Raw genomic sequence first — 23,075 nt, 5'->3', positions numbered from 1 at the left:
CTGCCACTTTACGTCGGGCCTGCCTGGGGGCAGGCTCGGAGGAGGGGGAGGTGCCCACGATGGACGACAAGCAGTGGAACGTGCAGATCTGGATCCATGAGGACGACGAGGACGCCGTGACCACGGCCACGGCGGTCCTGTTCACCTCGGACGGCAAGCGGCACGAGAGCGTGGGCCGGGCCCGGCGCAACCCCGCCGACCGGCCCGTGCCGGGGATCGGGGACGAGCTGGCCGTCGGGCGGGCGTTGTCCGACCTGTCGGCGAAGCTCATCCAGGACGGCGCGGAGGACGTCGCCCAGCTCGCCAGCCCAGTGTGACCAGCCCAGGGTGACCGGCCCGATGTGACCGGCCCAGCTCGACCGGCCCGGTACGAGCGACCCGTCCGGCCGGCCGGTCGGCCGGGGGGTCAGAGCAGGCCGGCGGCGGCCAGGAGCTTGCCGATCCTGCCGGTCTCGTCGGCGTTGAGCGGGACCTGCGGCAGCGCGGTGATCGGGCAGTCGATGATCCCGCGCAGGTGCAGCGCGGCCTTGAACGCTCCAAGGCCGGACGAGCTGCCGCCCATGCGCGAGCCGCCGACGTGGACGATCTGGAACAACCTGACCAGGCGCTCCTGCTCGGTCCTGGCCGCCTCCCAGTCGCCGCGGGAGGCGCAACGGTAGAGCTCGACGTAGCCGTGCGGGTCGACGTTGCCGAGGCCGGGCACCACGCCGTCGGCGCCCATCCACAGGGCCGAGTCCACGGTCACCTCCGACCCGGTCAGCACGCTGAACGGCGGCGTACGGCCCATGATGACCTCGCGCAGGCCGCCGTCGTCGCCGCTGGAGTCCTTGACCCCGGCCAGTACGCCCTCGGCGGCCAGTTCGAGCACCAGCGCGGCGCTCAGCTTGGTGTGCACCGACACCGGCAGGTCGTAGGCGTAGACCGGCAGCCCGCCCCGCGCGGCGATCGTACGGAAATGGGTGCGGATCTCGTCGGGGTGGGTGCGCGTGTAGAAGGGCGCGGTCGCCACCAGCCCGGACACCCCGGCCTCACGGGCGACGCGGGCGTGTTCGAGCACCCGCGGCGTCGTCATGTCGATCACCCCGGCCAGCACCGGCACCTGACCGGCCACGTGCCCGACGACCGTGTCCAGCACGACCCGCCGCTGCGCGTCCGTCAGGTACGCCACCTCCGACGACGATCCCAGCACGAACAGCGCGTCCACTCCCCCGGCCAGCAGATGGCCGACCAGCCGGGTGAGCGACGCGGTGTCCACCTGGTGGTCGGGGGTCAAGGGGGTGCACACCGGGGGGATCACACCGGTCAGCCTCATGGGCGCTCCTGGATCAGTTCGAGGTCGGTCGCTCCTGCCGCCACCGGGTGGTGGCAGTGGAACAGGTGGTCGTCGTCCGTCCGCGCCGCGGGCATCTCCGCCGCGCAGGCGTCGTTGGCCCGCCAGCACCGCGTGCGGAACGGGCAGCCGCTGGGCGGCCTGGTGGCCGAGGGCACGGCGCCGACGAGCGGGATCGGGTTGATCGGCGAGATCAGCCCGGGGGTGGCGGAGAACAGCGCCCGCGTGTACGGGTGCCGGGCGTTGTGCGGTACGGCGTGGGCGGGGGTCTGCTCGACGATCCGGCCCAGGTACATGGTGACGACGCGGTCGCTCATCCTGCGTACGGTCTGGATGTCGTGCGAGACGAACACCAGCGCGAGCCCGAGCCGTTCCTTCAGGTCGAGCAGCAGGTTGAGGATCTGGGCGCGGACGGACACGTCGAGCGCGCTGGTGGGCTCGTCGGCGACGACGAGCTCGGGTTCGAGCGCGAGCGCCCTGGCCACGGCGACGCGCTGGCGCTGGCCGCCGGACAGCTGGCTGGGCAGCGCCTCGGCGGCGCTGGACGGCAGCCCGACCAGGTCGATCAGCTCGCGTACGCGGGCGTCGCGCTGGGCGGGGGTGCCGCGGCGGTGCACGTTGAGCGGGTCGCGCAGCACCTGCCGTACGGGCAGGCGCCGGTTGAGCGCCGTGGACGGGTCCTGGAAGATCATGCCGACGCTCGACCCGATGAGGGCGCGCCGTTCGGACTCCTTGAGCGACCACAGGTCCTCGCCGCGGTAGGTCACGGTGCCGGAGGTGGGCCGTTGCAGGCCGACCAGCACCTTGGCCAGCGTCGACTTGCCGCAGCCCGACTCGCCGACGATGCCGACGGTCTCGCCGGCGGCGACGGTGAGGTCGGCGCCGGTCAGCGCGTGGACGCGGTCCCGCGTGAAGAGGCCGCCCGAGCGGGCCTTGTGCACGACGTGCACGTCGTCGAGCTCAAGCACGCTGCTCACTCCTCGTCTCGCGGTTCGTGCCGGTCGCGGCGACCGCCGGGTGGTGGCAGGCCACCGCGTGCGTGGCGTCGCCGTTCACGGGGCCGTCCAGGACGGGCGCGTCGGTACGGCACACGTCGGTGGCCATCGGGCACCGGTCGGCGAACCGGCAGCCGTCGGGGAAGTCGGCCGGCGCGGGCACGACGCCGCGGATCTGCGTGAGCCGCTCGGCCCCCGACTCCAGCGACAACACCGAGCCGAGCAGGCCGCGGGCGTAGTGGTGGGCGGGCGCGCCGACGAGGGAGTGGGTGGCGCCGGTCTCGACGATCTGGCCGCCGTACATGACGACCACGCGGTCGGTGACGTCGGCGACGAGCGCGAGGTCGTGCGAGACGAGGATCAGCGCGAAGCCGAGTTCCTCGCGCAGCTTCAGCAGCAGCTCGATGACCTGCGCCTGGACGGTCACGTCGAGCGCGGTGGTGGGCTCGTCGGCGACGATCAGCTTGGGGTCGCGCGAGAGCGCCATCGCGATGAGCACCCGCTGCCGCTGCCCGCCCGACAGTTCGTGCGGGTAGGAGGACAGGGTGCGGCGGGCGTCGAGGCCGACGAGTTCGAGCAGTTCGGCGGGGGTGCGCCGGCCGCCGCGGCGGGTGAGCTGCTTGAGCTGGGCCTTGATGGTCATGGCGGGGTTGAGCGAGGACAGCGCGTCCTGGTAGATCATCGCCATCTCGTGCCCGAGCAGCCGGCGGCGGGCGCGGCGCGGCAGCGAGAGCAGCTCGCGCTGGTCGAAGCGCACGTGGCCGCTGACGCGGGCGTCGCGCGGTTGCAGGCCCATGATGGTGAGCGCGGTCAGCGACTTGCCGCAGCCCGACTCGCCGACCAGGCCGAGCACCTCGCCGGGGCGCACCTCGAAGCCGATGCCGTCGACGATGTCGACGCCCTCGGTGAACCCGATGCGCAGCCGCTCCACCGTGAGGATGGGCGGCCCTTGGGGCAGCGGGCGGGCGCGTTCGGCGAGCCGCTGCGCGGCCTCGGCCAGTCCGGGCAGCTCGACGACCTCGCCGGAGCCGGGCCGGGCCCGCTCGAAGGCGTCCTCGTCCTTCGTGACCGGCGCCTTGCGGGCGGCGGGCGCCGCCCAGGCGTCGGAGATGCCTTCGGACAGGATGTTCAGGGCGAGCACGGTCAGCAGGATCAGCAGGCCGGGGAAGACCGTGCCCCACCAGCCGCCGAGCAGCACGAGGTTCTTGCCGTCGGCGATGACGCTGCCCCACGACGGGTCCGGCGGGCGTACGCCGGCGCCGATGAACGACAGCGACGCCTCGAACACGATCGCGTCGGCCACCATCACCGTGCAGAACACCAGCACGGGCGCCGCGCAGTTGATCGCGACGTGCTTGACGACGATGTGCGGGGTGCGGGCGCCGATGATGCGCTCGGCCGCGACGTAGTCCTCGCCGTACTGGGCGAGGACGTTCGCCCGTACGACCCTGGCCACGGACGGCATGTAGAGGAAGGCGATGGCCATGACGAGGACGGGGATGCTGCCGCCGAACACGGCGACGAGCACGGCGGCCAGCGCGATGCCGGGAAACGCCATGATCACGTCGAGCAGGCGCATGATGGTCTCGTCCACGGCCTTGCGCGAGGTGGCGGCGACGGCGCCGATGACCGCGCCGGCCACCAGGGCGAGCCCGGTCGCGCCGAGGCCGATCACGAGGGACCAGCGGGCGCCGTACAGGAGCCTGGACAGGATGTCGCGGTTGGCGCTGTCGAGTCCCATCCAGTGCTCGGCCGACGGGCCGCCGCCGGACGCCTCCTGGAAGAACGGCGAGTGCGGCGCGATGAGCGGCGCCAGCACCGCCGCCAGCACGACGGCGGCGATGAGGCCGAGCGAGATCCACGACAGCGGCTTCAGCCTGCGGAACGTCACGCCGGGGCGGGCCAGGCGGTCGGTGAGTCCACGTCTCATGAGGCGCTCCTGAGGCGGGGGTTGACCAGCAGGTAGAGGACGTCGACGACCAGGTTGACGATCATGAAGCCGACGGCGATGGTCAGCACGACGCCCTGGACGACGGCGGGGTCGCCGTCGCGCACGGCGTTGATCATGAGCTGTCCCATGCCGGGCAGGCCGTAGATCGTCTCGATGACCACGGTGCCGCCGATCAGGTAGCCGATGCGCAGGCCGAGCACGGTCAGCGGGTTGATGAGGGCGTTGCGCAGCACGTTCCTACCGACGACCACGATCGGCGGCAGGCCGCTGCCGTACGCGGTGCGCACGTAGTCGCGGTCCAGTTCCTCCACCACCGACGTGCGGATGATGCGGGTGAGCTGGGCGGCGATCGGCAACGACAACGACAGGGCGGGCAGCGTCATCGACCGCAGCCAGCCGGCGAACGAGTCGGCCGGGTTGATGTAGCCGCCGGTGGGGAACAGCCCCTCCCCGACCGCCAGCCACTGGATCATCAGCAGCGCCAGCCAGAACGACGGCGCGGCCACCCCGATCAGCGACACCAGGCGGACGAGCTGGTCGGGCCAGCGGTCGCGGTAGAGCGCCGCGACCACGCCGAGCACGAACGCCAGCACCAGCCCTACGACCAGGCCGAGGAACGTCAGCTGCAACGTCAGCGGCAGGGCCGTCGTCACCGACTCGATGACCGGCTTCTTGGTGAGCACGCTGGTGCCCATGTCGCCCTGCGCCAGATCCATGACGAAGCGGACGTAGCGCAGCGGGAGCGGGTCCAGCAGCCCGTTCTCGAGCTGGAACTGGTGGATCTGCTCGGGGGTCGGGTTCGCGCCCTGGAAGTAGGCGTACTCCGGCTTGCTGTTGGAGAAGCGCATCACGATGAACACGAACGCGACCACGCCGAGCACGAGCGGGACGAGGATGAGGAGCCGCCGCAGCAGCATCCGGGCGACGAGCGTCATGTCCTCTTGGCCTGCAGGAGGTTGATGCCGGGGTACGGCTGGGCCTCGATGCCGGACACCTTCTTGGCGTCCCAGGCGGTCATGAGCTCGGTGTGGACGACCGGGTAGAGCACGGCCTGCTCAGCGATCATGTCCAGATATTTGTGGACCGTGGCCTGCTTCTTCTCCTTGTCCGGTTCCTTGGTGGCCTCGTCCATCAGGGCGAACAGCGCCTTGGCGTCCTTGCTGCCGTCGTAGTGGGCGTACTTCATCCACAGGCCGCCCTCGACGAAGTTGTAGCGGCAGATCAGGTCGGCGTCCATGCCGAACTGGTTGGGGTTCGAGGCGGCGGCGACCACCTGGTAGTCCTGGAACTGGTCCATCTTGGTGAACAACGCCGCCGTGTCCTGCGGCTCCAGCGTGGTCGTGATGCCGACCGCCTCCCAGGAGGCGGCGATGGTCGGCAGGCAGTCGGCGATCCAGCTCACGTTGACGGCCATCAGGTTGACCGTCAGGTTGCTGACGCCCGCCTCCTTCAGCAGCGCCTTGGCCTTGTCGGGGTCGTAGTCGTAGACGACGGAGGCCCGCTTGTGGTCGGGGTGGCCCTCGTTGAGGAAGGAACTGGAGGCCGTGCCGTGGCCCTTGAGCGCCACGTCGATCATCTTCTGCTTGTCGATCGCGTAGTGCAGCGCCTGGCGCACCCGTACGTCGTCGAACGGCTTGGTGGCCGTGTTGAACATCAGGAACATGTGGTTCATGCCCTTGCCGCCCTCGACCGTCAGCCCCTGCTGCTTGAGCTGGTCGACGTTGGCGTAAGGGATGTTGTCGGCGATCTGCGCCTCGGCGGACGAGCCGGAGATCTTGGCCACGCGGGCGGCGGCGTCGACGATGGTCAGCCAGTTCATCTTCTTGACCGTGGCCGGGCGCGGGCCGTTGTAGCCGTCGTGCGCCTCGAAGGAGGTGTTCGACTTGGGGTTGTGCGCGACCAGCTTGTACGGCCCCGAACCCACGGCCTTGCCGCCCTTGGCCTGGTCCCAGGCGCCGGGCTGGCCGAACACGTGCTTGGGCATGATCTTGGCGATGGTCAGCCGGGGCGCGGCGTCGGCGAAGGGGAACTTGAAGACCAGCTCGACACTGCGGTCATCGACCTTCTTCACCTCTTCCAGCCAGGATCTGAAGAAGTTGCCGATCAGCACGTTCGCCTCGGGGTCGAGGACACGTTCGAAGGTGAAGACGACGTCGTCGGCGGTGACCGGCTTCCCGTCGTGCCACGTGGCGCCCTCGCGGAGGGTGAACGTCCATGAGGTCGCGTCCAGGTCGGACGGCAGCTCGGTGGCGAGCGCGGCGTACGGCTCGCGGGTGATCGGGTCGGTGTCGAGCAGTCCTTCGTAGACGTGGTTGATCGCCGCCATCGAGAAGGCGGACGCGGTCTGCGTGGGGTCCCAGCTCTGGTCGTTGCCGTACCCGATGACGGCGGTGATCAGGTCCTTGTTGGATCCGGCGCCGACCGAGCCGGTCGATGCCGGGCCTCCGGAACAGGCGGCGACGGTGGCCGCGATGAACGCCGCCGCACCCGTCGCTCCGCTGTAACGCAGGAAGTCGCGGCGGCTGAAGTCAGAGCTCACGGATGCCTCCTGGGGGGGTAGAACATGGGACGTCCCATGTCCTATCTTTTGCGTAAGTGGGACGCTAGATGGCAATGCGGCCCGGGGTCAACCAAAGATTTCCGTAATGTTACGTAAGTGGCTATGAGAAGGTGACTGTTCATGACGACTGTCCCGCGCCCGGTACGCCCGAGCAGGGCCGTGGAGGCCCAGGAGGGCGTGAAGGACCTCATCGTGAGGCGCGGGCTGGTGGCGGGCGACCCCCTGCCCACCGAGTCGGAGCTGATGGAGGAGCTGCAGGTCAGCCGCAACTCGATCAGGGAGGCGCTGAAGGCCCTGCAGGCCGTCGGCATCGTCGACATCCGGCACGGCTTCGGCATGTTCGTCGGGCGGATGTCGCTGGCGGGGCTCGTCAACGAACTGACCTTCCACAGCCGCATCACGCTGCAGAACGGCAAGAACCACCTGGCCAACCTCATCGAGATCCGCGAGATCCTGGAGAGCGGCCTCGTGGAACGCCTCATCGAGCTCGGCCCCGCCGCCGACCTGACGCCGGTGGCCGACGTCATCGTCAGGATGGAGGCCGAGGCGCAGGCCGGGCCCGTCTCCCCGGAGACCGACCGCCTCTTCCACGACCTCCTCTACCGGCCGCTCGGCAACCCGCTCGTCGGCCAGCTGCTCGGCGCGTTCTGGGACGTCTACTACCAGCTGCGCGACCAGCTCGGGGCGCCCGACGAGTCGCCCGACGACGTGGTCACGCGGCACCGCGACATCTACACCGCCGTGCTCGCGGGCGACCGGGCCGGCGCGGTGTCCGCCGTGCACGCCCACTTCAAGGGCGTACGCAACCGCGTGGGCCGGATCACCTCATGAGGCAGCGGGCAAGGCCGTCAGCGGGCGGGCCAGCGCTCCACGCGCCGCCAGTGCTCGCGCCACTGCGCGAACCACGTCGCGAACCACGGATGCACCCCCGCCAGCGGCAGGATGTAGGCGACCGTCTCGAAGTAGTAGCTGCGCTGGAAGCGCCACGGCATGCGCTGCAGTTCCTGCACGTTGCTGGCCCGGTCGGCCAGCTTCACCAGCACGGCCTGCGGCGGAGCCTTGACCAGGGCGGCCAGATAGTCGGCCTTCACGCCGCCGCGCGGTCTGCTCACCCAGCGCACCAGGGCGGCCACGCGGGGCCCGAACCGGTTGGCGATCTCCGCCTCCGTGCACGCCGTGTCCTCCAGCACGTCGTGCAGCACGATCGCCACGAGCACGTCCCGCTCGTCCACCCCGGCGCCGGCGACGGCCACCTCCAGCGCCTCCAGCAGGTGATCGAGGTAGGGGCGCCCCGTGGGCCGCTGCTGGGCCCCGTGCCAGCGCCGCGCGAAGGCCACCGCGTCGCGCAGGGCGCCCACGGTCTCCGGCGGGAGCAGCTTGCCGACAGGCCCTTCCGCCTGCTCCCAGGACGTCCAGCTCGTGAAGGTCTGCATGCTTTCCTCCCGCTATGGCCGGGCCCCATAGTTGTCCTACGCTGAACACTATGGCCGAGATCGCCGTCCCCGACGGGTTGTGGACATTCAACGGAGAAGTGCTGCGCATCGTGCCGGGCAGCGACAAGGACGTCCACGAGCTGCGCAGGACGTTGGGCGAGGTGGTGGTCCCGCTGGCGGCGATCGCGGGGATGACGTACGAACCGGGCCGCAAGGGCGGCCACGTACGGCTGCGCCTGCGCAAGGGCGCAGACGCGCTGTCCGACATCGTCGCCGGCCTGCTGGCGCCGCCCGCCGACCCCTACCGGCTGGCGGTCCCGAAGAACCGCGCGGGAGCGGGCGAATACTTCGCCGACGAGGTCCGTGACACCCTGCTCGTCTACCAGACGCCGAGCGGCCCCTGCGAGGACTACCTGTTGCCGCCCCCGCCGGTGCCCATCTCCGCCACCGCCGGCGACGGCACCGCCCTGTTCGACGGCGATCGCGTGCGCCTGGAGTGGACCGGCTTCGCGAGCACCGACAAGGAGAAGGCGGGTTCGCAGGAGTTCCCGCTGTCCGACATCGCCGGGGTGGAGTGGAAACCCCAGTCCGGCATGGCCTACGGCACGCTGCGCTTCCGCATCAAGGGCGAACGGCCCGTCCAGCAGCCGCCGCAGAAGGACACGCGCTGCGTGGCCTGGGGCATCCAGCGTTTCGGGGGCGCGACGGCCCTGGTCGCCGCCGCCGTGCTCGCCCGGCTGCCGCGCGACGTCCCCGAACTGCCGCCCGCGCCGGTGCCCGGCTCCGACGACGTGCACGACGCCGTGCTGCGCCGCCTGGCCGAACTGGGCGAGCTGCACCGCGCCGGAGTGCTGACCGACGAGGAGTTCACCGCGGCCAAGCAGGCCGTGATCCGCCGCCTGCAAGAGTCGTAGGCCAAGGCCTCAGCCAGGGAGATCCGATGACACCCGACGAAGACAAGCTCCTGCGCCGCGCCATCGCGCTGGCGGGCGAGGCCCGCGCGGGCGGCAACCCGCCGTTCGGCTCGCTGCTGGCCGGGCCCGACGGGACCGTCCTGGCCGAGGAGCGCAACTCCTCGCTCACCGACCGCGACATCACCGCCCATCCGGAGCTCAAGCTGGCACGCTGGGCCGGCCGCGAGCTCGACCCGGCGACCGCCGCCGCCACGACGATGTACACCAGCTGCCAGCCGTGCGGCATGTGCGCGGGCGCCATCGCGCGCTCGGGCCTCGGCCGGGTCGTCTACGCGCTGTCCGGCGAGCAGCTCGACGGGCTCAAGCCGCCCGGCACCGCCTTCACCGACCCGCCCAGCGAGGGTCCCGCCCTCTACGCCGAGGCCCGTGTGCCGGTCGAGGGCTACTACCGCTGACCGGCGCCGGCTCAGAGGCCCGGGAGCCGGGCCACGCCGTCACGGCGGGCCTGGTCGGCGACCGCGGCGGCGACGGCGGGCACGACGCGGGGGTCGAACGCCTCCGGGATGATCCGGTCGGCCGACAGTTCCTCCTCGACCACGGCGGCCAGGGCGTGAGCGGCGGCGATCTTCATGTTCTCGGTGATGGCCGAGGCGCGGGCCGACAGGGCGCCCCTGAAGACCGCGGGGAAGGCCAGCACGTTGTTGATCTGGTTGGGGAAGTCGCTGCGCCCGGTGGCCACGACGGCGGCGTGCTCCCGGGCGATCCCGGGGTGGATCTCGGGCTCGGGGTTGGACAGCGCGAAGACGATGGAGCCGGGCGCCATGGAGGCGATGGCCCGCTCTCTGACCGTCGAGCCCGACAGTCCGATGAAGACGTCCGCCCCGGCCAGGGCCTCCTCGGTCGTGCCGGTGTGCCCGGACTGGTTGGTGCAGCCCGCGATGAGCGCCTTGTGGGGGTTGAGGTCGTCGCGGCCGGTGTGGAGCACACCCTTGCTGTCGGAGACGGCGACCTCGCCGATGCCGGCGTTCAGCAGCATGCTCGCGACCGCGAGGCCCGAGGCGCCCGCGCCCGCCACGACGGCGCGCAGGTCCCACAGCCGCCGGCCGGTCACCCGCGCCGCGTTGCGCAGCGCGGCCAGCACCACGATGGCCGTGCCGTGCTGGTCGTCGTGGAAGACGGGGATGTCCAGCACTTCCCTGAGCCGGCGCTCCACCTCGAAGCAGCGCGGCGCGCTGATGTCCTCGAGGTTGATGCCGCCGAACGACGGGGCCATCCGGACGATCGTCTCCACCAGCTCGTCGACGTCCGTGCAGTCGAGGCAGATGGGCACGGAGTCCACGCCGCCGAACTGCTTGAACAGCAGCGCCTTGCCCTCCATGACCGGCATCGCCGCGGTGGGCCCGATGTCGCCGAGCCCGAGCACGGCGGTGCCGTCGGTGACGACCGCCACGACGTTGGAACGCCACGTGTAGTCGTCGGCCAGTTCAGGCCGCTCGGCGATGGCGGTGCAGACGCGGGCCACGCCCGGCGTGTAGGCGAGGGAGAGCTCGTGGAGGTCGCGCACCTGGACGGACGGGCGCGTCTCTAGCTTGCCGCCCTCGTGCAGGCGGAAGGCCGGGTCCTGGTCGAGCAGGGCGGCGAGGCCGATGGCCGGCGCGGTGATCTCGGTAGTCATGTCGGGCTCCTAGAACCGCAGCAGCCGGCCGGACGGAGTGCGCGTGTCCGGCGCCTCGAACTTGGGATTACGTGAGGTCTGCCGGGCTTTCTTGAGCTGTGTGCGTTTCATGATTTCCGCACCTTTCTGCGCCTGCCGTGACCGGCCGGCACGCTGAAAGAACAACACACGCTCGAGTGTCACACGGCGTTCATTTACCGGTCACCCCACGACCCCCCTACGTCCGAGGGCTCCCCTGCTAGAGGTACGAGGCGATAGGGGTTGTCCGCGATAGGGGTCACCCGCGACATTTCGAAGGACAGATTCCGGCGAAAGGACAACGATGACGGTCCTGACCGCTTTTCCCACGGAAGCAATACTTGATCCGAGGACTCCATCGGTGCGCTTCTCGCGACTCATGGATCCCGACTCGGCGGTGCCGATACACGGCGACGACGACAGCGGCGTGCAGGCCGTGCACGGGCTGATCGACGGCTCGCCCGTCATCGCCTACTGCACCGACGCGACGATCATGGGGGGCGCGCTCGGCTGGGCGGGCGCGAACCGGATCGTCGAGGCCATCCAGCTGGCCGTGCGCCGGCGTTGCCCGGTGATCGGGCTGTGGCACTCCGGCGGCGCCCGGCTGGCCGACGGCGTGGAGTCGATGGACGGCGTGGGGCGCATGTTCGCCGCCATGACGGCCGCCTCCGGCCTTGTCCCGCAGATCTCGGTCGTGCTCGGGCCGGCCGCGGGCGCGGCGGCGTACGGGCCCGCGCTGACCGACGTGATCATCATGTCGGACGCCGGCCGGGTCTTCATCACCGGGCCCGACGTCGTGCGTACCGTCACGGGCGAGAACATCGACATGGCCGGGCTCGGCGGCCCCGACGCGCACGGCCCCAAGTCGGGCGTCGCCCACGTCACGGTCGACTCGGAGGAGGCCGCGTACGACCGCGCCCGCCTGCTGACCGGGTTCTTCACCCGGCCGGGCCAACACGACTTCGCCGCGCTGAGCGAGCCGCGCGACCTGCGCGCGCTGCTGCCCGACATGCCGCGACGCGCCTACGACGTCCGGCCGCTGGTCCGCGCCGTGCTGGACCCCGACTTCCTGGAGCTGCAACCCCGCTGGGCCCCCAACATGGTGGTCGGGCTGGGGCGGCTCGGCGGCCGGGCGGTCGGCGTCATCGCCAACAACCCGCTGCGCAAGGGCGGCTGCCTGGACTCGCTGTCGGCGGAGAAGGCCTCGCGGTTCGTACGGATGTGCGACTCGCTCGGCGTGCCGCTCGTGGTCGTGGTCGACGTCCCCGGCTATCTGCCGGGCGTCCAGCAGGAGTGGGGCGGCGTCGTCAGGCGGGGGGCCAAGCTGCTGCACGCCTTCGCCGAGTCGGTCGTCCCCCGGGTGACGCTGATCACCCGCAAGTCGTACGGCGGCGCCTACATCGCCATGAACTCCAGGTCGCTGGGCGCGTCCGCGGTGTACGCCTGGCCCGACGCCGAGGTGGCGGTGATGGGGGCCGAGGCGGCGGTGGGCATCCTGCACCGCAAGAAGCTGGCCGCGGTGCCCGAGTCGGAGCGGGCCGGCCTGCACGCCCGCCTGGTGGAGGAGCACCAGCGTACGGCCGGCGGCGTCGACCGGGCCATGGCACTCGGCGTGGTGGACGAGGTGATCTCCCCCTTCGAGACCCGGCTCCGCCTGGCGGAAGCACTCGCACGGGCGCCGCAGACCCGCGGCGGCCACACCAACATCCCGCTCTGAAACGAGGTGACCCATGTCGTACGTCAAAGTCATGCTCATCGGGGGACCGAACCACCTGCCGAGCGAACGGCGGTTCTTGACCGTCGCGCCGGGCTGCGAGAAGATCAAACTGCCTTTCGGCAGTGGGTACGAGCACTTCCTCCACAGAGGTGAGCGAACGCGCGTGGACGGGCAGGAGCTTCCCGTCTACACCTGGATCATGCGGACGGCCATCGCGGAGTAGGAATGTCGGCGTTGCTCGCCATCAGCGATCTCCACGTGGGCTATGCGGACAACCGGGAGATCGTGGAGGCTCTACGGCCCCGGTCCGCCACCGACTGGTTGCTGATCGCGGGCGACGTCGCCGAGCTCATGGCCGATGTCGAATGGGCGCTGCGCCTGCTCAGCGGGCGCTTCGCCAAGGTCGTGTGGACGCCCGGCAACCATGAGCTGTGGACCCATCCGCGCGACCCCGTACGCCTGCGGGGGGCCGAGCGTTACGACCATCTGGTGCGGCTCTGCGGCGATCTGGGCGTCGTCACGCCCGAGGATCCCTACCCGGTCTGGGAGGACTCCCTCGTCGTGGCGCCGCTCTTCCTGTTGTACGACTACTCCTTCCGCGTCCCCGGCGTGCGCTCCCGGGCGGAGGCCCTGGCGCAGGCGTACGAACGTGGCGTGGTGTGCACGGACGAGATGTTGCTGCACCCCGACCCGTACCCGTCGAGGCAGGCCTGGTGCGCGGCCCGGGTCGAGCTGACCGAGCGGCGGCTGAGCGAGCTGCCCGCCGGTCTGCCGACCGTGCTGATGAACCACTATCCCCTCGTACGCCGGCCGACCGACGTCCTGCGCTATCCCGACTTCGCGCTGTGGTGCGGCACCGAGCGCACCGCCGACTGGCACACACGGTTCAACGCGCGCACCGTCGTCTACGGGCACCTGCACATTCCCCGCACCACCTGGCACAACGGCGTGCGGTTCGAGGAGGTCTCGCTGGGATATCCCCGCGAATGGCGTCCGAGGCCCACCGAACCGGGCCGCCTGCGGCAAATAAGCTGACCGGGGAATTCGCGTTCTTCCTAAGGGTGAGCTAGGGGTGGGAATCGACTCCCGGCCGCGCTTGAATACAAGCAACACGGTTTGAAGGTGTTTATCCCGCCGGCGAGGTGAGACATTGAGCTAGACGCCGTACCACTTTTGCGAGGACTTCCGCGAGAATCGGGGCCACCGCTCATGGAGCAAATGAGCGGTGGCTTTTCTCATGTCCGGTGAAGGGGGCCGGGAAACGCCGCAGCGGCCGCCCCGGAGGGCGGCCGCTGCCGTGCGCCTGTCGTGCGCCGGGCGTCAGCTGGCATTCGCGAGCCTGACCTCCGTCCGCCCGCTCCTCCTGGCGGCCGAGCCGACCGCCGTGAGGGCCGCGTCCACCACGTTGGTGGCGACGCCGACGCCCCAGACCGTCCGGCCGTCCACCTTGCACTCGGCGTAGACCGTCGTCTCCATGCTGGTGACCTGCTCGGCGCCGCCGGAGCGGTGCACCGCGCGCACGTCCACGCCCAGGGGCGCCAGCGTGGCGCCGATGGCCCGCACGGCCTGCTCGCGCTGTCCGTCCATGTGGAGGGTCGCGGTGATCCTGTCGCCGCCCGCGACCGGGGCGCCGGGCCGCTCGCCGCACGAGAGGTACTCCTCCTGGAACAGCTCCCAGACCTGGTCGGGCGAGAGTTCGCTGCCCCGCAGGTCGGCCCGCTCCTGCACGAGCCCGGCGAACTCCCGCTGCAGCTCGCGGGGCAGGTCCATGCCGTGCCAGGCGCTCATGACGTACGCGATCCCGCCCTTGCCCGACTGGCTGTTGATCCGCACGATCGCCTCGTACGTGCGCCCCACGTCCTTGGGGTCCACCGGCAGGTACGGCATGGTCCACGGGAGCTCGTCGACGTCGGCGCCGGACTCGGACGCCTGCCGCTCCAGGTCGTCGAACCCCTTCTTGATCGCGTCCTGGTGGGAGCCGGAGAAGGCGGTGTAGACCAGCTCGCCGCCGTACGGGTGCCTGGGGTGCACCGGGATCTCGTTGCAGTGCTCGACCGTGCCGCGGATGCGGTCGATGTCGGAGAAGTCGATCTCGGGGTCCACGCCGTGCGTGAACATGTTCATGCCGAGCGTCACCAGGCACACGTTGCCGGCCCGCTCACCGTTGCCGAACAGGCAGCCCTCGATCCGCTCGGCGCCGGCGAGCATCGCCAGCTCGGCCGCGGCAACCCCCGTGCCGCGGTCGTTGTGCGGATGGATGGACAGGCACACGTGCTCCCTGCGGGACAGGTTGCGGTCCAGCCACTCGATCTGGTCGGCGAACACCGACGGCAGGGAACGTTCCACGGTGGTGGGGAAGTTCAGGATGATCGGACGCCCAGGACCGGGTTTCCACACGTCCATGACCGCTTCGCAGACATCCAGGGCGAAGTCCGCCTCGGTCTCGTTGAACAGTTCCGGCGAGTACTGGTAGCGCAGGTCGCAATCGGCCAGATCACGCTCGGCGTATTTCATCATCATGCGCGTGCCCTGCACGGCCAGGTCCTTGCACTGCGCACGGTCCATGTTGAACACCACGCGCCGGAACAGCGGCGCGGTCGCGTTGTAAAGGTGGAATGTGGCGCGAGGGGCACCGGAAAGCGCGCTGACCGAACGCTCGATCAATTCGTCCCGCGCCGGCACCAGCACCGAGATCCACACGTCGTCGGGAATGCGGTTCTCCTCGATGAGCAGGCGCACGAAGTCGTAGTCGTCCTGGCTGGCCACCGGGAATCCGACTTCGATCTCCTTGTAGCCGATGTCGACGAGCAGCTCGAACATCTGCAGTTTCCTGGCCGGCGACATCGGGCTGGCCAGGGACTGGTTGCCGTCGCGCAGGTCCGTCGACAACCAGCGCGGCGCCGAGACGATCCTCTTGTCCGGCCACGTACGGTCGGGCAGGGCCAACGGAGTAAAGTCCGAATAGCGCTCCACGGGTCGGGTCGTGACCATGGTTAATCTCCTTCGGCTGAGTCATGGTCTGTTTGCAGGAGATCTCCGGTCACAACGTACAATCGGCCGGGTGCCCCCGAACAGGGCGGGGATCATGAGAGTGCCGGTCCTTACCCATAGATATCCGCCCGGGTATCGAGAGTGCGCACCCCGGTATCTTTAGGCGCACCCCCCTTCTCCACCCTCCGGTGGTCGAGCACAATCCGATCATGGCGACCATCGAAACCGTGGCGCTGCGGCGCGGCGGTCTGTGTCTGGCAGAGTCTCGCCCTTCCGTGCAAATGATCTTTTTGCTGCGTTTTCTGACCGGCACCGCATTGTGCGCGCAGGTCGCCGGCGCCGACGGGCATCTCGGCAGAACGGCCTGGGGCGCCCTGACATGGGTGCTGATGATTTTCTCGGTCTACCTCTTCAACGGCGTCATGGACGTGTCCGAGGACCGCCTGAACGGCTCGCGCAGGCCCATCTGCAGGGGCGACCTGCCTCCCGCCTTCGCGACCGCGGTGGCGCTCGGCGCCGCCGTGGTGAGCCTGCTCAGCGGTTTCGCGCTCGACCCGGTGATGGGTCTGCTGCTCACGGTCGTGCTGGTGCTCGGCTACCTGTACTCCGGCCCGCCGTTCCCGCTCAAGCGCAGCTCAGGCGGCACGGTCCTGACCGGAGGTGCCGCCACCGTGCTCACCTACGGCGCGGGCGCGCTCGCCTACGCCAACGAGTTCAGGGTGTCGCTCATGCTGCTCGTGTTCGTGCCGGCGGCCTCGCTCTGGACCGCGCTGGTGGGGTCGACGACCAAGGACCTGCCCGACATCGAGGGCGACGCGCAGGCCGGCCGTACGACCTTCGCGGTCACGCACGGGGAGCGCACCCTGCGGTGGACGATCTGCGCCGTCGCCATCGGCCTGGCGCTCGCCTTCACGGCCGCCGTGCTGCTTCTGGAGCTGCCGCTGTGGCCCAGCGCCATCGCCATGGTCGCGGGCGCGCTCGCCATCACGGTCCTGTGTCTCAAGGGGTGCCGCCGTGAGCCGTACGGCGCCTTCATGGCCACCCAGTACGCCCTGCACGGCCTGGTGATCCTGGCCCTCCTCTGAACCCCCGCAGCATCCCCGCCCCGGCCTGGGTCAACCGGGCAGGGGCGCTCCGGTGGCGGCGCCGTACGGGAAGGCCGCCTCCAGCCGGCGGCACGTCGCGTCGGTCAGCAGCAGCCTGACGGAACCCGCGTTCATTTCCAGGTGGACCGGGTCGCGGGTGCTGGGCACCGGGACGACGTCGGGCCCCCTGGCCAGCAGCCAGGCCAGCGCCAGCCGGCCGGTGCTGACGTCCATGGTCGCCGCCTCGGCCTCCAGCTTCCTGAGCCGGGCGATGTTGCCCGGCAGGTTGGCCGGGTCGAACCGGGCGTCGGCGCGGCGGGCGTCTCCAGGATCGAGCTCGCGGGCGGAGCCGCCGCGCCCGGCCAGGAAGCCGCGGCCGAGCGGCCGTCCCGCGACCAGGCCGACGCCCAGCTCGCGGGCCACAGGGAGCTGGTCGAGCTCGGGGTCGCGGTGCCACAGGGAGTACTCCAGGCCGAGGGCGGTGATCGGGTGGACCGCGTGCGCCCGGCGCAGCTCGTCCCCTGTCACGTCCGACAGGCCCGCGTGGCGTACCTTGCCCGCCGTCACCAGTTCGCCGAGCCGGCCCGCGATCTCCTCGACGGGCGCGCCGCCCTGGGCCCTGCCGACGATGTAGAGGTCGATGTGGTCGACGCCGAGCCGCTTCAGTGAGGCCTCGCACGCCTTCCGCAGGCTCGTGCCGCCGGAGGGGCGCTGGAGGGTGCGCGTCGAGAGGAGGACGTCGTCGCGCCAGGGCCTGACGGCCTCGCCGACGAGCCGTTCGACCTCACCGCCGGCGTGGTCGTCGGACATGTCGAGCAATGTCACACCGGTGTCGAGCACGTTGTGGAGCAACGCCAGCGATTCCGCGCGGGCCACTTCGCCGTACACGCCGGAGAGAGCCAGACACCCGAAGCCCAGACACGAGGTGATCGGCCCCGTGTCACCCAGTCTTCTGCTGTCCACAACACTTCCCTCCAATTGACCCTCACCGTCCGTACATACGATCTGTGGGGCCCGTTCTCCCGACAACCCCTATCCGCCGGGGACAACGAACGAATATGGAAACTTCTTGGCGTTTTAGCCACCCTTGACACTGCATGCAACTCTTCGTTATACACATTGTTAATGTCGCTGCCCACCGCGCGGGGTCCGCACGGTGGGCAGTTCGGGGAGCTCGACAGGTCAGCGCATGGTGGGGCTGAGCTCCAGGTTGGGAGGGAGATCGGAACGCTGAGTGATTCCGAGCTTGCGGTAGATGCGGGTCAGGTGCTGCTCGACCGTGCTCACCGTGATGAACAGCTTGGCGGCGATCTCACGGTTGGTGTAACCGACCGCGGCCAGGCCGGCGACGCGCCGCTCCGCGTCGCTGAGGATGGCCACCACCTTGCTGATCTCGGAGCCCTGCCCCTCGGCGGCGGCCGCGCCGTCGCCGTCCAGCGCCTGGCTCAGCGGCTGGGCGCCGCACTCCTGGGCGAGGATGCGCGTACGGCTGGCGATGATGCCGGCCCTGCGGAACTCACCGACGCTGTGGAAGGCCTCGGTGAGGTCGAACAACGACCGGACCAGCTCGTAGCGGTCACCACAGGCCTGCAGGCGGTCCGTCGACTGCCGCAGCAGCATGGGCCGGTGCCGCAGCTCGCTCGTGGCGGCCAGCAGGCGCAGCGCGATCCCGTGCGTACGGGAGGCCGTCGGGCCGCAGCGGGACAGCTGCTCCTCGATCAGGGCACGGGCCTCGGCCTGCTCGCCCATCCTGATGAGCGCCTCCGCCGCGTCGGTACGCCAGGCGATGAACCCCGGCGTGTCCATCTCCCACTCGGCCATGAGCTCGCCGCAGAACCGGAAGTCGCGCAGCGCCGCCGCCGGGTGGTCGACCGCGAGGTGGTAGCGCCCGCGTGCGTGCAGGTAGTGCAGCCCGAAGCGGGTCTGCAACATGGCGTCCGGCACCGGGGTGTTGACCTGGGCCAGCGCCTTGTCGTACTGCCCCATGGCCGTGCTGGCGAGCATCAGGTTGGCCAGCGGACCGCCCACGGTGACACCCCAGCTGGCCGGCGGGATGAGCTCCAGGGCCTGCCTGGCGCACGACGCCGCGGTCTCCAGGTCGCCGCGGCGCATGGCGATCTCGGCGCGGATCGCGGTGAGCCGGGCACGCCGGGCGGGCGCGCTGCGCGACTGCGCCTCCTCGATGAAGGCGTCGCACCACGGCGCGGCCTTGTCCGGCCAGCCTCCGTAGGTGAGCGCGAGCAGGGAGCTCTCGACGGTGTCCATGGACATCTCGTCCAGGCGGGAGCTGTGCAGGATGCGCTCGACCGTGCCGAGGATGCGCTCGCGCGGCCCTCGGGTGAGTACGGAGGTCAGCGCGTTGATCGACTCCAGGCGCCGGCTCACGCGTACGGGGAGCACGGCCTCCCTGGCCTGCTCGCTGGTCGACCGGTTGACGTGGGCCAGCAGCGGCGGCGCGGAGCAGCGCAACCACAGCCGCGTGCCGATGAGCTCGGCCACGGTCTGCGGCTCGGTGTCGCCGCTCTCCTTGAGGTGTTCGAGCACCTGGCAGGCGTCGTCGACCTTGCCGTGCCACAGCAGCGCCCTGGCCAGCACGACCGCGTCGCTGCCGCGCAGGGTGCCGTTGTGCAGGGCGTCGGTGAGTTCGGCGAGGTGCTCGGAGGGCGAGCTGGGGTTGATGCGCCATTCCGCGCGCATCAGCACCGTGGCGATGGTGGTGCGCCGTCGCTCGTCGGTGCAGCCGCGCCAGGCCAGCTTCAGGAGGTCGACGGCCGCGGTGACGGCTCCGTCGTCCAGCCGGTGCAGCGCCGCCGTCTCCAGCACGGGCACGGCCCAGGGCAGGTCGGTCGCGTCCGCGCCGAGCAGGTGCTCGGCGATCACGACGTCGTCGGCGCCCTCCTCGTGCAGCAGTTCGGCGGCCCGCCGGTGCACGCTGCGGCGCACCTCGTCGCTCAGCTCGGCCAGCACCGTCCGCCTGGCGATCTCGGCCCTGAAGCGGCCCGACTCCAGCAGTCCGGCGGTCTCCAGCCAGTGCATGGCGTCCGACACCGACGCGGTTTCGGAGCCGAGCAGACGCTCGAGGAGCGCCGGGTCGTCCAGCACCGCGAGCCAGCCGGCGATCTGCATGAGCCCGGGATCGGCCCGGTGCAGGCACGACAGCACGGCCTCGCCGTAGCGTTCGGCGGGAGCGCTCCCGCCGGCCTCGTGGTCCTCGATCAGGCCGCGCAGCAGGAGCGGGTTGCCGCCGCTCAGCGCGTGCCACTCCGGCGCCAGTTCCTTGGCCACCGCCTCGCCCAGGCGCTCGGCCGTCATGCCGAGCGCGGCGTCGTACGACAGCGGCGCCAGCCTGACCGCGGTGCAGTGGGGCTGGCGGAGCATCTCCGTGGCGAAGAATCCGTGCATGTGCCGGCGGTACTCGGCCTGGCTGAAGACCGTCACGAGCGGCGCGTACCTGGACCTGCGGACGAGGTACGACAGGCACAGCAGCGAGGCCCGGTCGGCGAGGTGCACGTCGTCGACGACGATCGCCAGCGGATGGCGTTCGGCCAGCGAGAGCAGGACCGCGCAGAGCGAGTGCACGATCTGCACGTCCACCTGCTCCACGCGGTCGCCCTTCGCGGGCGAGGCCATCTCCGCGCCTTCTCGCAGCAGGTCGGCCGCGACCGCGCGCACGTCCTCGCGCAGCGGCGCGTTCTGGAAGAGCTGGCCGAGCACTCCCAGCGGAATATCGCTCTCCGCCTGAGTGGCGGAGGCCACGAGCGGCAGCGCGCCCCGTTCGAGTGCCTGTTCGGCGAAGGCATGCAGAAGCTCACTCTTGCCCGTCGCGACGACCCCCGTCACCATCACGACCCTGCCCTTGCCGCCAACGGCCTCGGCGAGGAGGCCGTGCATGGAGGTCATGGCCGCATCTCTCTCGAACAGCCCCATGATTGGACACCCCTTTTAGAAAGGCAATTCACGACCGGATGGAGTTCTGAGGTCCAGCGAGCTTTTCCGCTCTTTTCTCGGCTTCGATGTCTTGGTCCGTCGAACCTGCCGCACGACCTCAACCCCTTCCGCACCCGTTACTGGGTTGACGCTCATCACGTTAGGTGCGGCTCTGGGGGCTCACAATACGACTTATCCTTAATAACGCGGGTCGCTCCGTATGGACCATCCGGTCTTCACCTTTCGGACCAGACGCAGGTCCGAGTCATCGCGGGCCCGCGCCGGGTGGCGCACCCCCGCGGGTCGCGCAAGGGCTCCCGGCCCCCGCGGCCGGCGTACGCGGGAGGGGGTGGAGGGCGGCCCAAACCTTACTGACGAGTATCGTTATGACTTATTAATGTGAATCGCGCTAATACGAGTGATGCTCACGTCGGCCGCCGTCTCGCCGGGCACTCCGGACGAGCCGGTGCACCGACCCCGGCCCGGCACGCGTTGTTCACGGAATATTGACATTTGCATGTCGCACCCTGTTTCAGCAGGTCACAGGGCCGAAAGAGGCTGCTCGGGCACCACTCCGCGTATGCCCGTCATCGGCATACAGTTGCCTACTCACCAGTGTTGACCCAAGATGTAAGCATTCGTGCACTCTCCAAGGGGACACGGTGGGAGAAATTGCGCATACGGGTGAGCAAGACGCTACGGGGCCGGCGAGCCTTATCGAGGAGTGCCGAGCGGACATACTGAGCAAGTACGAGCAGGGACTTGCGGCCATCGGTAGCGTGTTGATCAATGATCAGGTTACGAAAACCCAGGTCATGACGAACGCAGGCCAGATCCTGACGGAGATGGCGGGGGCACTGCGTGCGGGACGCCTGCAGGACGACGACGAGACGTCCCGTTTCCTGGCCTGGGACATAGGCGTGGCGAGGGCGTCGGCGGGCGTCCATCCGAGGGAGTCCTTGATGGCGGCCTCGGTGTTCTTCCGCGCGGCGTTCACCACGCTGAGCCAGCGGCTCCAGCACGACACCCATGCCGCTCACATGCTCAGGCTCGTGGTGACGGCGCTGGAACAGAGCATCTCCCTGCGCATCAGGGAGGCCGCCAACAGTTACACCGGCATCCTGCTCAACAAGGTGACCGAGGCCCAGATGGCCGAGCGCCGGCGGATCGCCAGGGAGCTGCACGACCGCATCGGCCACAGCCTCAGCGTGGCCCAGCGCCAGTTGGAGCTGTCGAACATGTACCGCCCAGGGGAGCCGGCGAAGGCACTGGCCAAGCTGGAGATGGCGCAGCAGGCCATCCAGGAGACGATGTACAGCCTGCGCCAGGTCACCTCCGACCTCCATCCCCCGGGGGGCAGCACCTTGGAGAAGGGGCTGCTCAACTATCTGGACGTCATCGGGACGGACGACGTGCAGATCGAGCTGATCGTCAACGGCGACCAGACCTGGGCGCCCGCGACCGTCAGCGAGGAGTGCCTGCTGATCCTGCGTGAGGCGGCCCGCAACGCGCTCACCCACGGGGAGCCGTCGGCCATCCTCATCAGGATCGACGTCGCGCCGCACGAGCTGGTCGCAAGTGTGATCGACAACGGGTGCGGTTTCGACCCCGACGGGCAAGCGCCGAAGGGCAGCCTCGGGCTGTCGTCCATCAGGGAGCGCACCCAGTTACTCGGCGGCACGGTGACGATCGCCAGCAAACCTGGCATGGGCGCCAGAGTCGACCTCGCCGTGCCCATCCAGAGGCGCCCCGATGATCAGGAGTGACCCGCCCACCACGATCGCCATCGTGGACGACCACGCCCTGTTCCGCGAGGGACTCCGGGAGATCCTGGACGCCCAGGACGGCCTCGTCGTGGTCGGCGAGGCGGGCACCTCCGACGACGCGCTCCGCCTGGTCGCCGACAAGAAGCCGGACATCCTCCTGCTCGACGTGGAGATCCCCGGCGACTCGGCCACCGACACCGTGACACGGCTGCGCAGCGAGGTCCCGAACACGCAGATCATCATCCTCAGCATGTACGACGGCCCGCAGCTGCTGCGCAGGCTCCTCGCCGCCGGCATCCGCGGTTATCTGCTCAAGAGCGTGCACTGGCACGAGCTGGTGTCGGCGATCCGGAGCGTGCACGACGAACCGGACCGTATCGTGCTGGCCGTCTCGCGTGAGAGTCTTGCCCAGATGGAGAGCGCTCCCACCGAGGTGCTGACGAGCAAGGAACGCGAGGTCCTCGAACTGGCGGCGCAGGCGCTCAGCAACCGGCAGATCGCCGCCCGCATCAACACCACCGAGGCCACGGTGAAGCGCCACCTGCGCAACATCTTCGTGAAGCTGGGGGCCGCGTCGCGCATCGACGCCGTCAACCGGGCGATCGAAGCCTCCCTGATCACGCCGTCGCGGGCACGATCCGACAACTAACCATAAATAGGGACATTTCGGTCAGTCGTACCCCCTTCCAGGGGCGGGTTCACCCCGCAACCGG

At 70.1% G+C, this 23,075-nt stretch carries 20 protein-coding genes; 10 read left to right on the top strand and 10 right to left on the bottom strand.

The window, feature by feature from the left end:
• The first annotated feature begins 59 nt into the window (after positions 1-59).
• On the top strand, positions 60-317 hold the full coding sequence (locus E1295_RS23110; RefSeq protein ID WP_132340521.1) for a DUF1876 domain-containing protein: 258 nt from the start codon (positions 60-62) through the stop codon (positions 315-317).
• An 89-nt stretch (positions 318-406) separates the two neighbouring features.
• Here E1295_RS23110 and E1295_RS23105 read toward each other — a convergent pair whose 3' ends face one another.
• The 5 genes from E1295_RS23105 to E1295_RS23085 are packed head-to-tail and all read right to left on the bottom strand — an operon-like array spanning position 407 to position 6,815.
• The gene (locus tag E1295_RS23105; protein ID WP_132632528.1) at positions 407-1,312 is read right to left on the bottom strand and encodes a dihydrodipicolinate synthase family protein; all 906 of its coding nucleotides are present in this window, start codon (positions 1,310-1,312) and stop codon (positions 407-409) included.
• Positions 1,309-2,298 (bottom strand): oligopeptide/dipeptide ABC transporter ATP-binding protein, encoded by a 990-nt coding sequence (locus tag E1295_RS23100; protein ID WP_246080252.1) that lies wholly within the window; start codon positions 2,296-2,298, stop codon positions 1,309-1,311. The genes E1295_RS23105 and E1295_RS23100 overlap by 4 nt, the downstream gene beginning before the upstream one ends.
• Positions 2,291-4,255, bottom strand: a complete 1,965-nt coding sequence (locus E1295_RS23095; RefSeq protein ID WP_132632524.1) for a dipeptide/oligopeptide/nickel ABC transporter permease/ATP-binding protein — start codon at positions 4,253-4,255, stop codon at positions 2,291-2,293. The genes E1295_RS23100 and E1295_RS23095 overlap by 8 nt, the downstream gene beginning before the upstream one ends.
• Positions 4,252-5,211 (bottom strand): ABC transporter permease, encoded by a 960-nt coding sequence (locus E1295_RS23090; protein ID WP_132632522.1) that lies wholly within the window; start codon positions 5,209-5,211, stop codon positions 4,252-4,254. The genes E1295_RS23095 and E1295_RS23090 overlap by 4 nt, the downstream gene beginning before the upstream one ends.
• Complete coding sequence (locus tag E1295_RS23085) at positions 5,208-6,815, bottom strand: ABC transporter substrate-binding protein (RefSeq protein ID WP_132632520.1); 1,608 nt, start codon at positions 6,813-6,815, stop codon at positions 5,208-5,210. Before E1295_RS23085 ends, E1295_RS23090 begins: the two co-directional genes overlap by 4 nt.
• Positions 6,816-6,956: 141 nt before the next feature.
• Here E1295_RS23085 and E1295_RS23080 point away from each other — a divergent pair, with 141 nt between their 5' ends.
• On the top strand, positions 6,957-7,667 hold the full coding sequence (locus tag E1295_RS23080) for a FadR/GntR family transcriptional regulator (protein ID WP_132632518.1): 711 nt from the start codon (positions 6,957-6,959) through the stop codon (positions 7,665-7,667).
• 17 nt (positions 7,668-7,684) lie between these two features.
• Here E1295_RS23080 and E1295_RS23075 read toward each other — a convergent pair whose 3' ends face one another.
• Positions 7,685-8,269 carry an HD domain-containing protein gene (locus tag E1295_RS23075; protein WP_132632516.1) on the bottom strand — a complete coding sequence of 195 codons (585 nt, stop codon included), beginning with the start codon at positions 8,267-8,269 and terminating at the stop codon, positions 7,685-7,687.
• Between the two features lie 50 nt (positions 8,270-8,319).
• On the opposite strand from E1295_RS23075, the gene E1295_RS23070 reads away from it, so the two are divergent.
• Positions 8,320-9,183, top strand: coding sequence for a DUF4429 domain-containing protein (locus E1295_RS23070; protein ID WP_132632514.1), 864 nt, complete (start codon positions 8,320-8,322; stop codon positions 9,181-9,183).
• Between the two features lie 26 nt (positions 9,184-9,209).
• On the top strand, positions 9,210-9,638 hold the full coding sequence (locus E1295_RS23065; protein ID WP_132632512.1) for a nucleoside deaminase: 429 nt from the start codon (positions 9,210-9,212) through the stop codon (positions 9,636-9,638).
• Positions 9,639-9,649: 11 nt separating this feature from the next.
• On the opposite strand, the gene E1295_RS23060 is transcribed toward E1295_RS23065, so the two are convergent.
• Complete coding sequence (locus E1295_RS23060; protein ID WP_132632510.1) at positions 9,650-10,858, bottom strand: NAD(P)-dependent malic enzyme; 1,209 nt, start codon at positions 10,856-10,858, stop codon at positions 9,650-9,652.
• 322 nt (positions 10,859-11,180) lie between these two features.
• On the opposite strand from E1295_RS23060, the gene E1295_RS23055 reads away from it, so the two are divergent.
• From E1295_RS23055 to E1295_RS23045, 3 genes are read left to right on the top strand one after another with little or no spacing between them, the layout of a single operon-like run.
• Entirely contained in the window at positions 11,181-12,593 is a 1,413-nt protein-coding gene (locus E1295_RS23055; RefSeq protein WP_132632508.1) for an acyl-CoA carboxylase subunit beta, read from the top strand.
• A 13-nt stretch (positions 12,594-12,606) separates the two neighbouring features.
• Positions 12,607-12,816, top strand: a complete 210-nt coding sequence (locus tag E1295_RS23050) for a DUF5988 family protein (RefSeq protein ID WP_132632506.1) — start codon at positions 12,607-12,609, stop codon at positions 12,814-12,816.
• A gap of 2 nt (positions 12,817-12,818) precedes the next feature.
• Entirely contained in the window at positions 12,819-13,628 is an 810-nt protein-coding gene (locus E1295_RS23045; protein ID WP_132632504.1) for a metallophosphoesterase family protein, read from the top strand.
• Positions 13,629-13,913: 285 nt separating this feature from the next.
• Here the strand turns inward: E1295_RS23045 and leuA are convergent, their stop codons facing one another.
• The gene (gene leuA, locus E1295_RS23040; RefSeq protein WP_132632502.1) at positions 13,914-15,584 is read right to left on the bottom strand and encodes a 2-isopropylmalate synthase; all 1,671 of its coding nucleotides are present in this window, start codon (positions 15,582-15,584) and stop codon (positions 13,914-13,916) included.
• Between the two features lie 209 nt (positions 15,585-15,793).
• Between leuA and E1295_RS23035 the strand changes: the two genes are divergently transcribed.
• Complete coding sequence (locus E1295_RS23035; RefSeq protein WP_132632500.1) at positions 15,794-16,669, top strand: UbiA family prenyltransferase; 876 nt, start codon at positions 15,794-15,796, stop codon at positions 16,667-16,669.
• 30 nt (positions 16,670-16,699) lie between these two features.
• On the opposite strand, the gene E1295_RS23030 is transcribed toward E1295_RS23035, so the two are convergent.
• The gene (locus E1295_RS23030) at positions 16,700-17,632 is read right to left on the bottom strand and encodes an aldo/keto reductase (protein WP_166427367.1); all 933 of its coding nucleotides are present in this window, start codon (positions 17,630-17,632) and stop codon (positions 16,700-16,702) included.
• Positions 17,633-17,851: 219 nt separating this feature from the next.
• Positions 17,852-20,596 carry a helix-turn-helix transcriptional regulator gene (locus tag E1295_RS23025; RefSeq protein ID WP_132632496.1) on the bottom strand — a complete coding sequence of 915 codons (2,745 nt, stop codon included), beginning with the start codon at positions 20,594-20,596 and terminating at the stop codon, positions 17,852-17,854.
• An 815-nt stretch (positions 20,597-21,411) separates the two neighbouring features.
• Here E1295_RS23025 and E1295_RS23020 point away from each other — a divergent pair.
• Entirely contained in the window at positions 21,412-22,362 is a 951-nt protein-coding gene (locus E1295_RS23020; RefSeq protein ID WP_132632494.1) for a sensor histidine kinase, read from the top strand.
• Positions 22,349-23,011 (top strand): response regulator transcription factor, encoded by a 663-nt coding sequence (locus tag E1295_RS23015; protein ID WP_132632492.1) that lies wholly within the window; start codon positions 22,349-22,351, stop codon positions 23,009-23,011. The genes E1295_RS23020 and E1295_RS23015 overlap by 14 nt, the downstream gene beginning before the upstream one ends.
• The last annotated feature ends 64 nt before the right edge of the window (positions 23,012-23,075 follow it).

Origin of the sequence: Nonomuraea mesophila (genome assembly GCF_004352805.1) — a bacterium.
Lineage (GTDB): Bacteria > Actinomycetota > Actinomycetes > Streptosporangiales > Streptosporangiaceae > Nonomuraea > Nonomuraea longispora.
Note: the sequence above shows the minus strand (reverse complement) of the source record. Positions and strands in the feature narration are given on the sequence as shown.

What these genes read in the sequence shown, in the direction of transcription:
- E1295_RS23015 (WP_132632492.1), top strand. Translation starts at nt 22,349, where the DNA reads ATGATCAGGAGTGACCCGCCCACCACGATCGCCATCGTGGACGACCAC.
- E1295_RS23070 (WP_132632514.1), top strand. Translation starts at nt 8,320, where the DNA reads ATGGCCGAGATCGCCGTCCCCGACGGGTTGTGGACATTCAACGGAGAA.
- E1295_RS23090 (WP_132632522.1), bottom strand. Translation starts at nt 5,211, where the DNA reads ATGACGCTCGTCGCCCGGATGCTGCTGCGGCGGCTCCTCATCCTCGTC.
- E1295_RS23025 (WP_132632496.1), bottom strand. Translation starts at nt 20,596, where the DNA reads ATGGGGCTGTTCGAGAGAGATGCGGCCATGACCTCCATGCACGGCCTC.
- E1295_RS23075 (WP_132632516.1), bottom strand. Translation starts at nt 8,269, where the DNA reads ATGCAGACCTTCACGAGCTGGACGTCCTGGGAGCAGGCGGAAGGGCCT.
- E1295_RS23065 (WP_132632512.1), top strand. Translation starts at nt 9,210, where the DNA reads ATGACACCCGACGAAGACAAGCTCCTGCGCCGCGCCATCGCGCTGGCG.
- leuA (WP_132632502.1), bottom strand. Translation starts at nt 15,584, where the DNA reads ATGGTCACGACCCGACCCGTGGAGCGCTATTCGGACTTTACTCCGTTG.
- E1295_RS23045 (WP_132632504.1), top strand. Translation starts at nt 12,819, where the DNA reads ATGTCGGCGTTGCTCGCCATCAGCGATCTCCACGTGGGCTATGCGGAC.
- E1295_RS23020 (WP_132632494.1), top strand. Translation starts at nt 21,412, where the DNA reads ATGACGAACGCAGGCCAGATCCTGACGGAGATGGCGGGGGCACTGCGT.
- E1295_RS23035 (WP_132632500.1), top strand. Translation starts at nt 15,794, where the DNA reads ATGGCGACCATCGAAACCGTGGCGCTGCGGCGCGGCGGTCTGTGTCTG.
- E1295_RS23095 (WP_132632524.1), bottom strand. Translation starts at nt 4,255, where the DNA reads ATGAGACGTGGACTCACCGACCGCCTGGCCCGCCCCGGCGTGACGTTC.
- E1295_RS23105 (WP_132632528.1), bottom strand. Translation starts at nt 1,312, where the DNA reads ATGAGGCTGACCGGTGTGATCCCCCCGGTGTGCACCCCCTTGACCCCC.
- E1295_RS23050 (WP_132632506.1), top strand. Translation starts at nt 12,607, where the DNA reads ATGTCGTACGTCAAAGTCATGCTCATCGGGGGACCGAACCACCTGCCG.
- E1295_RS23055 (WP_132632508.1), top strand. Translation starts at nt 11,181, where the DNA reads ATGACGGTCCTGACCGCTTTTCCCACGGAAGCAATACTTGATCCGAGG.
- E1295_RS23060 (WP_132632510.1), bottom strand. Translation starts at nt 10,858, where the DNA reads ATGACTACCGAGATCACCGCGCCGGCCATCGGCCTCGCCGCCCTGCTC.
- E1295_RS23110 (WP_132340521.1), top strand. Translation starts at nt 60, where the DNA reads ATGGACGACAAGCAGTGGAACGTGCAGATCTGGATCCATGAGGACGAC.
- E1295_RS23080 (WP_132632518.1), top strand. Translation starts at nt 6,957, where the DNA reads ATGACGACTGTCCCGCGCCCGGTACGCCCGAGCAGGGCCGTGGAGGCC.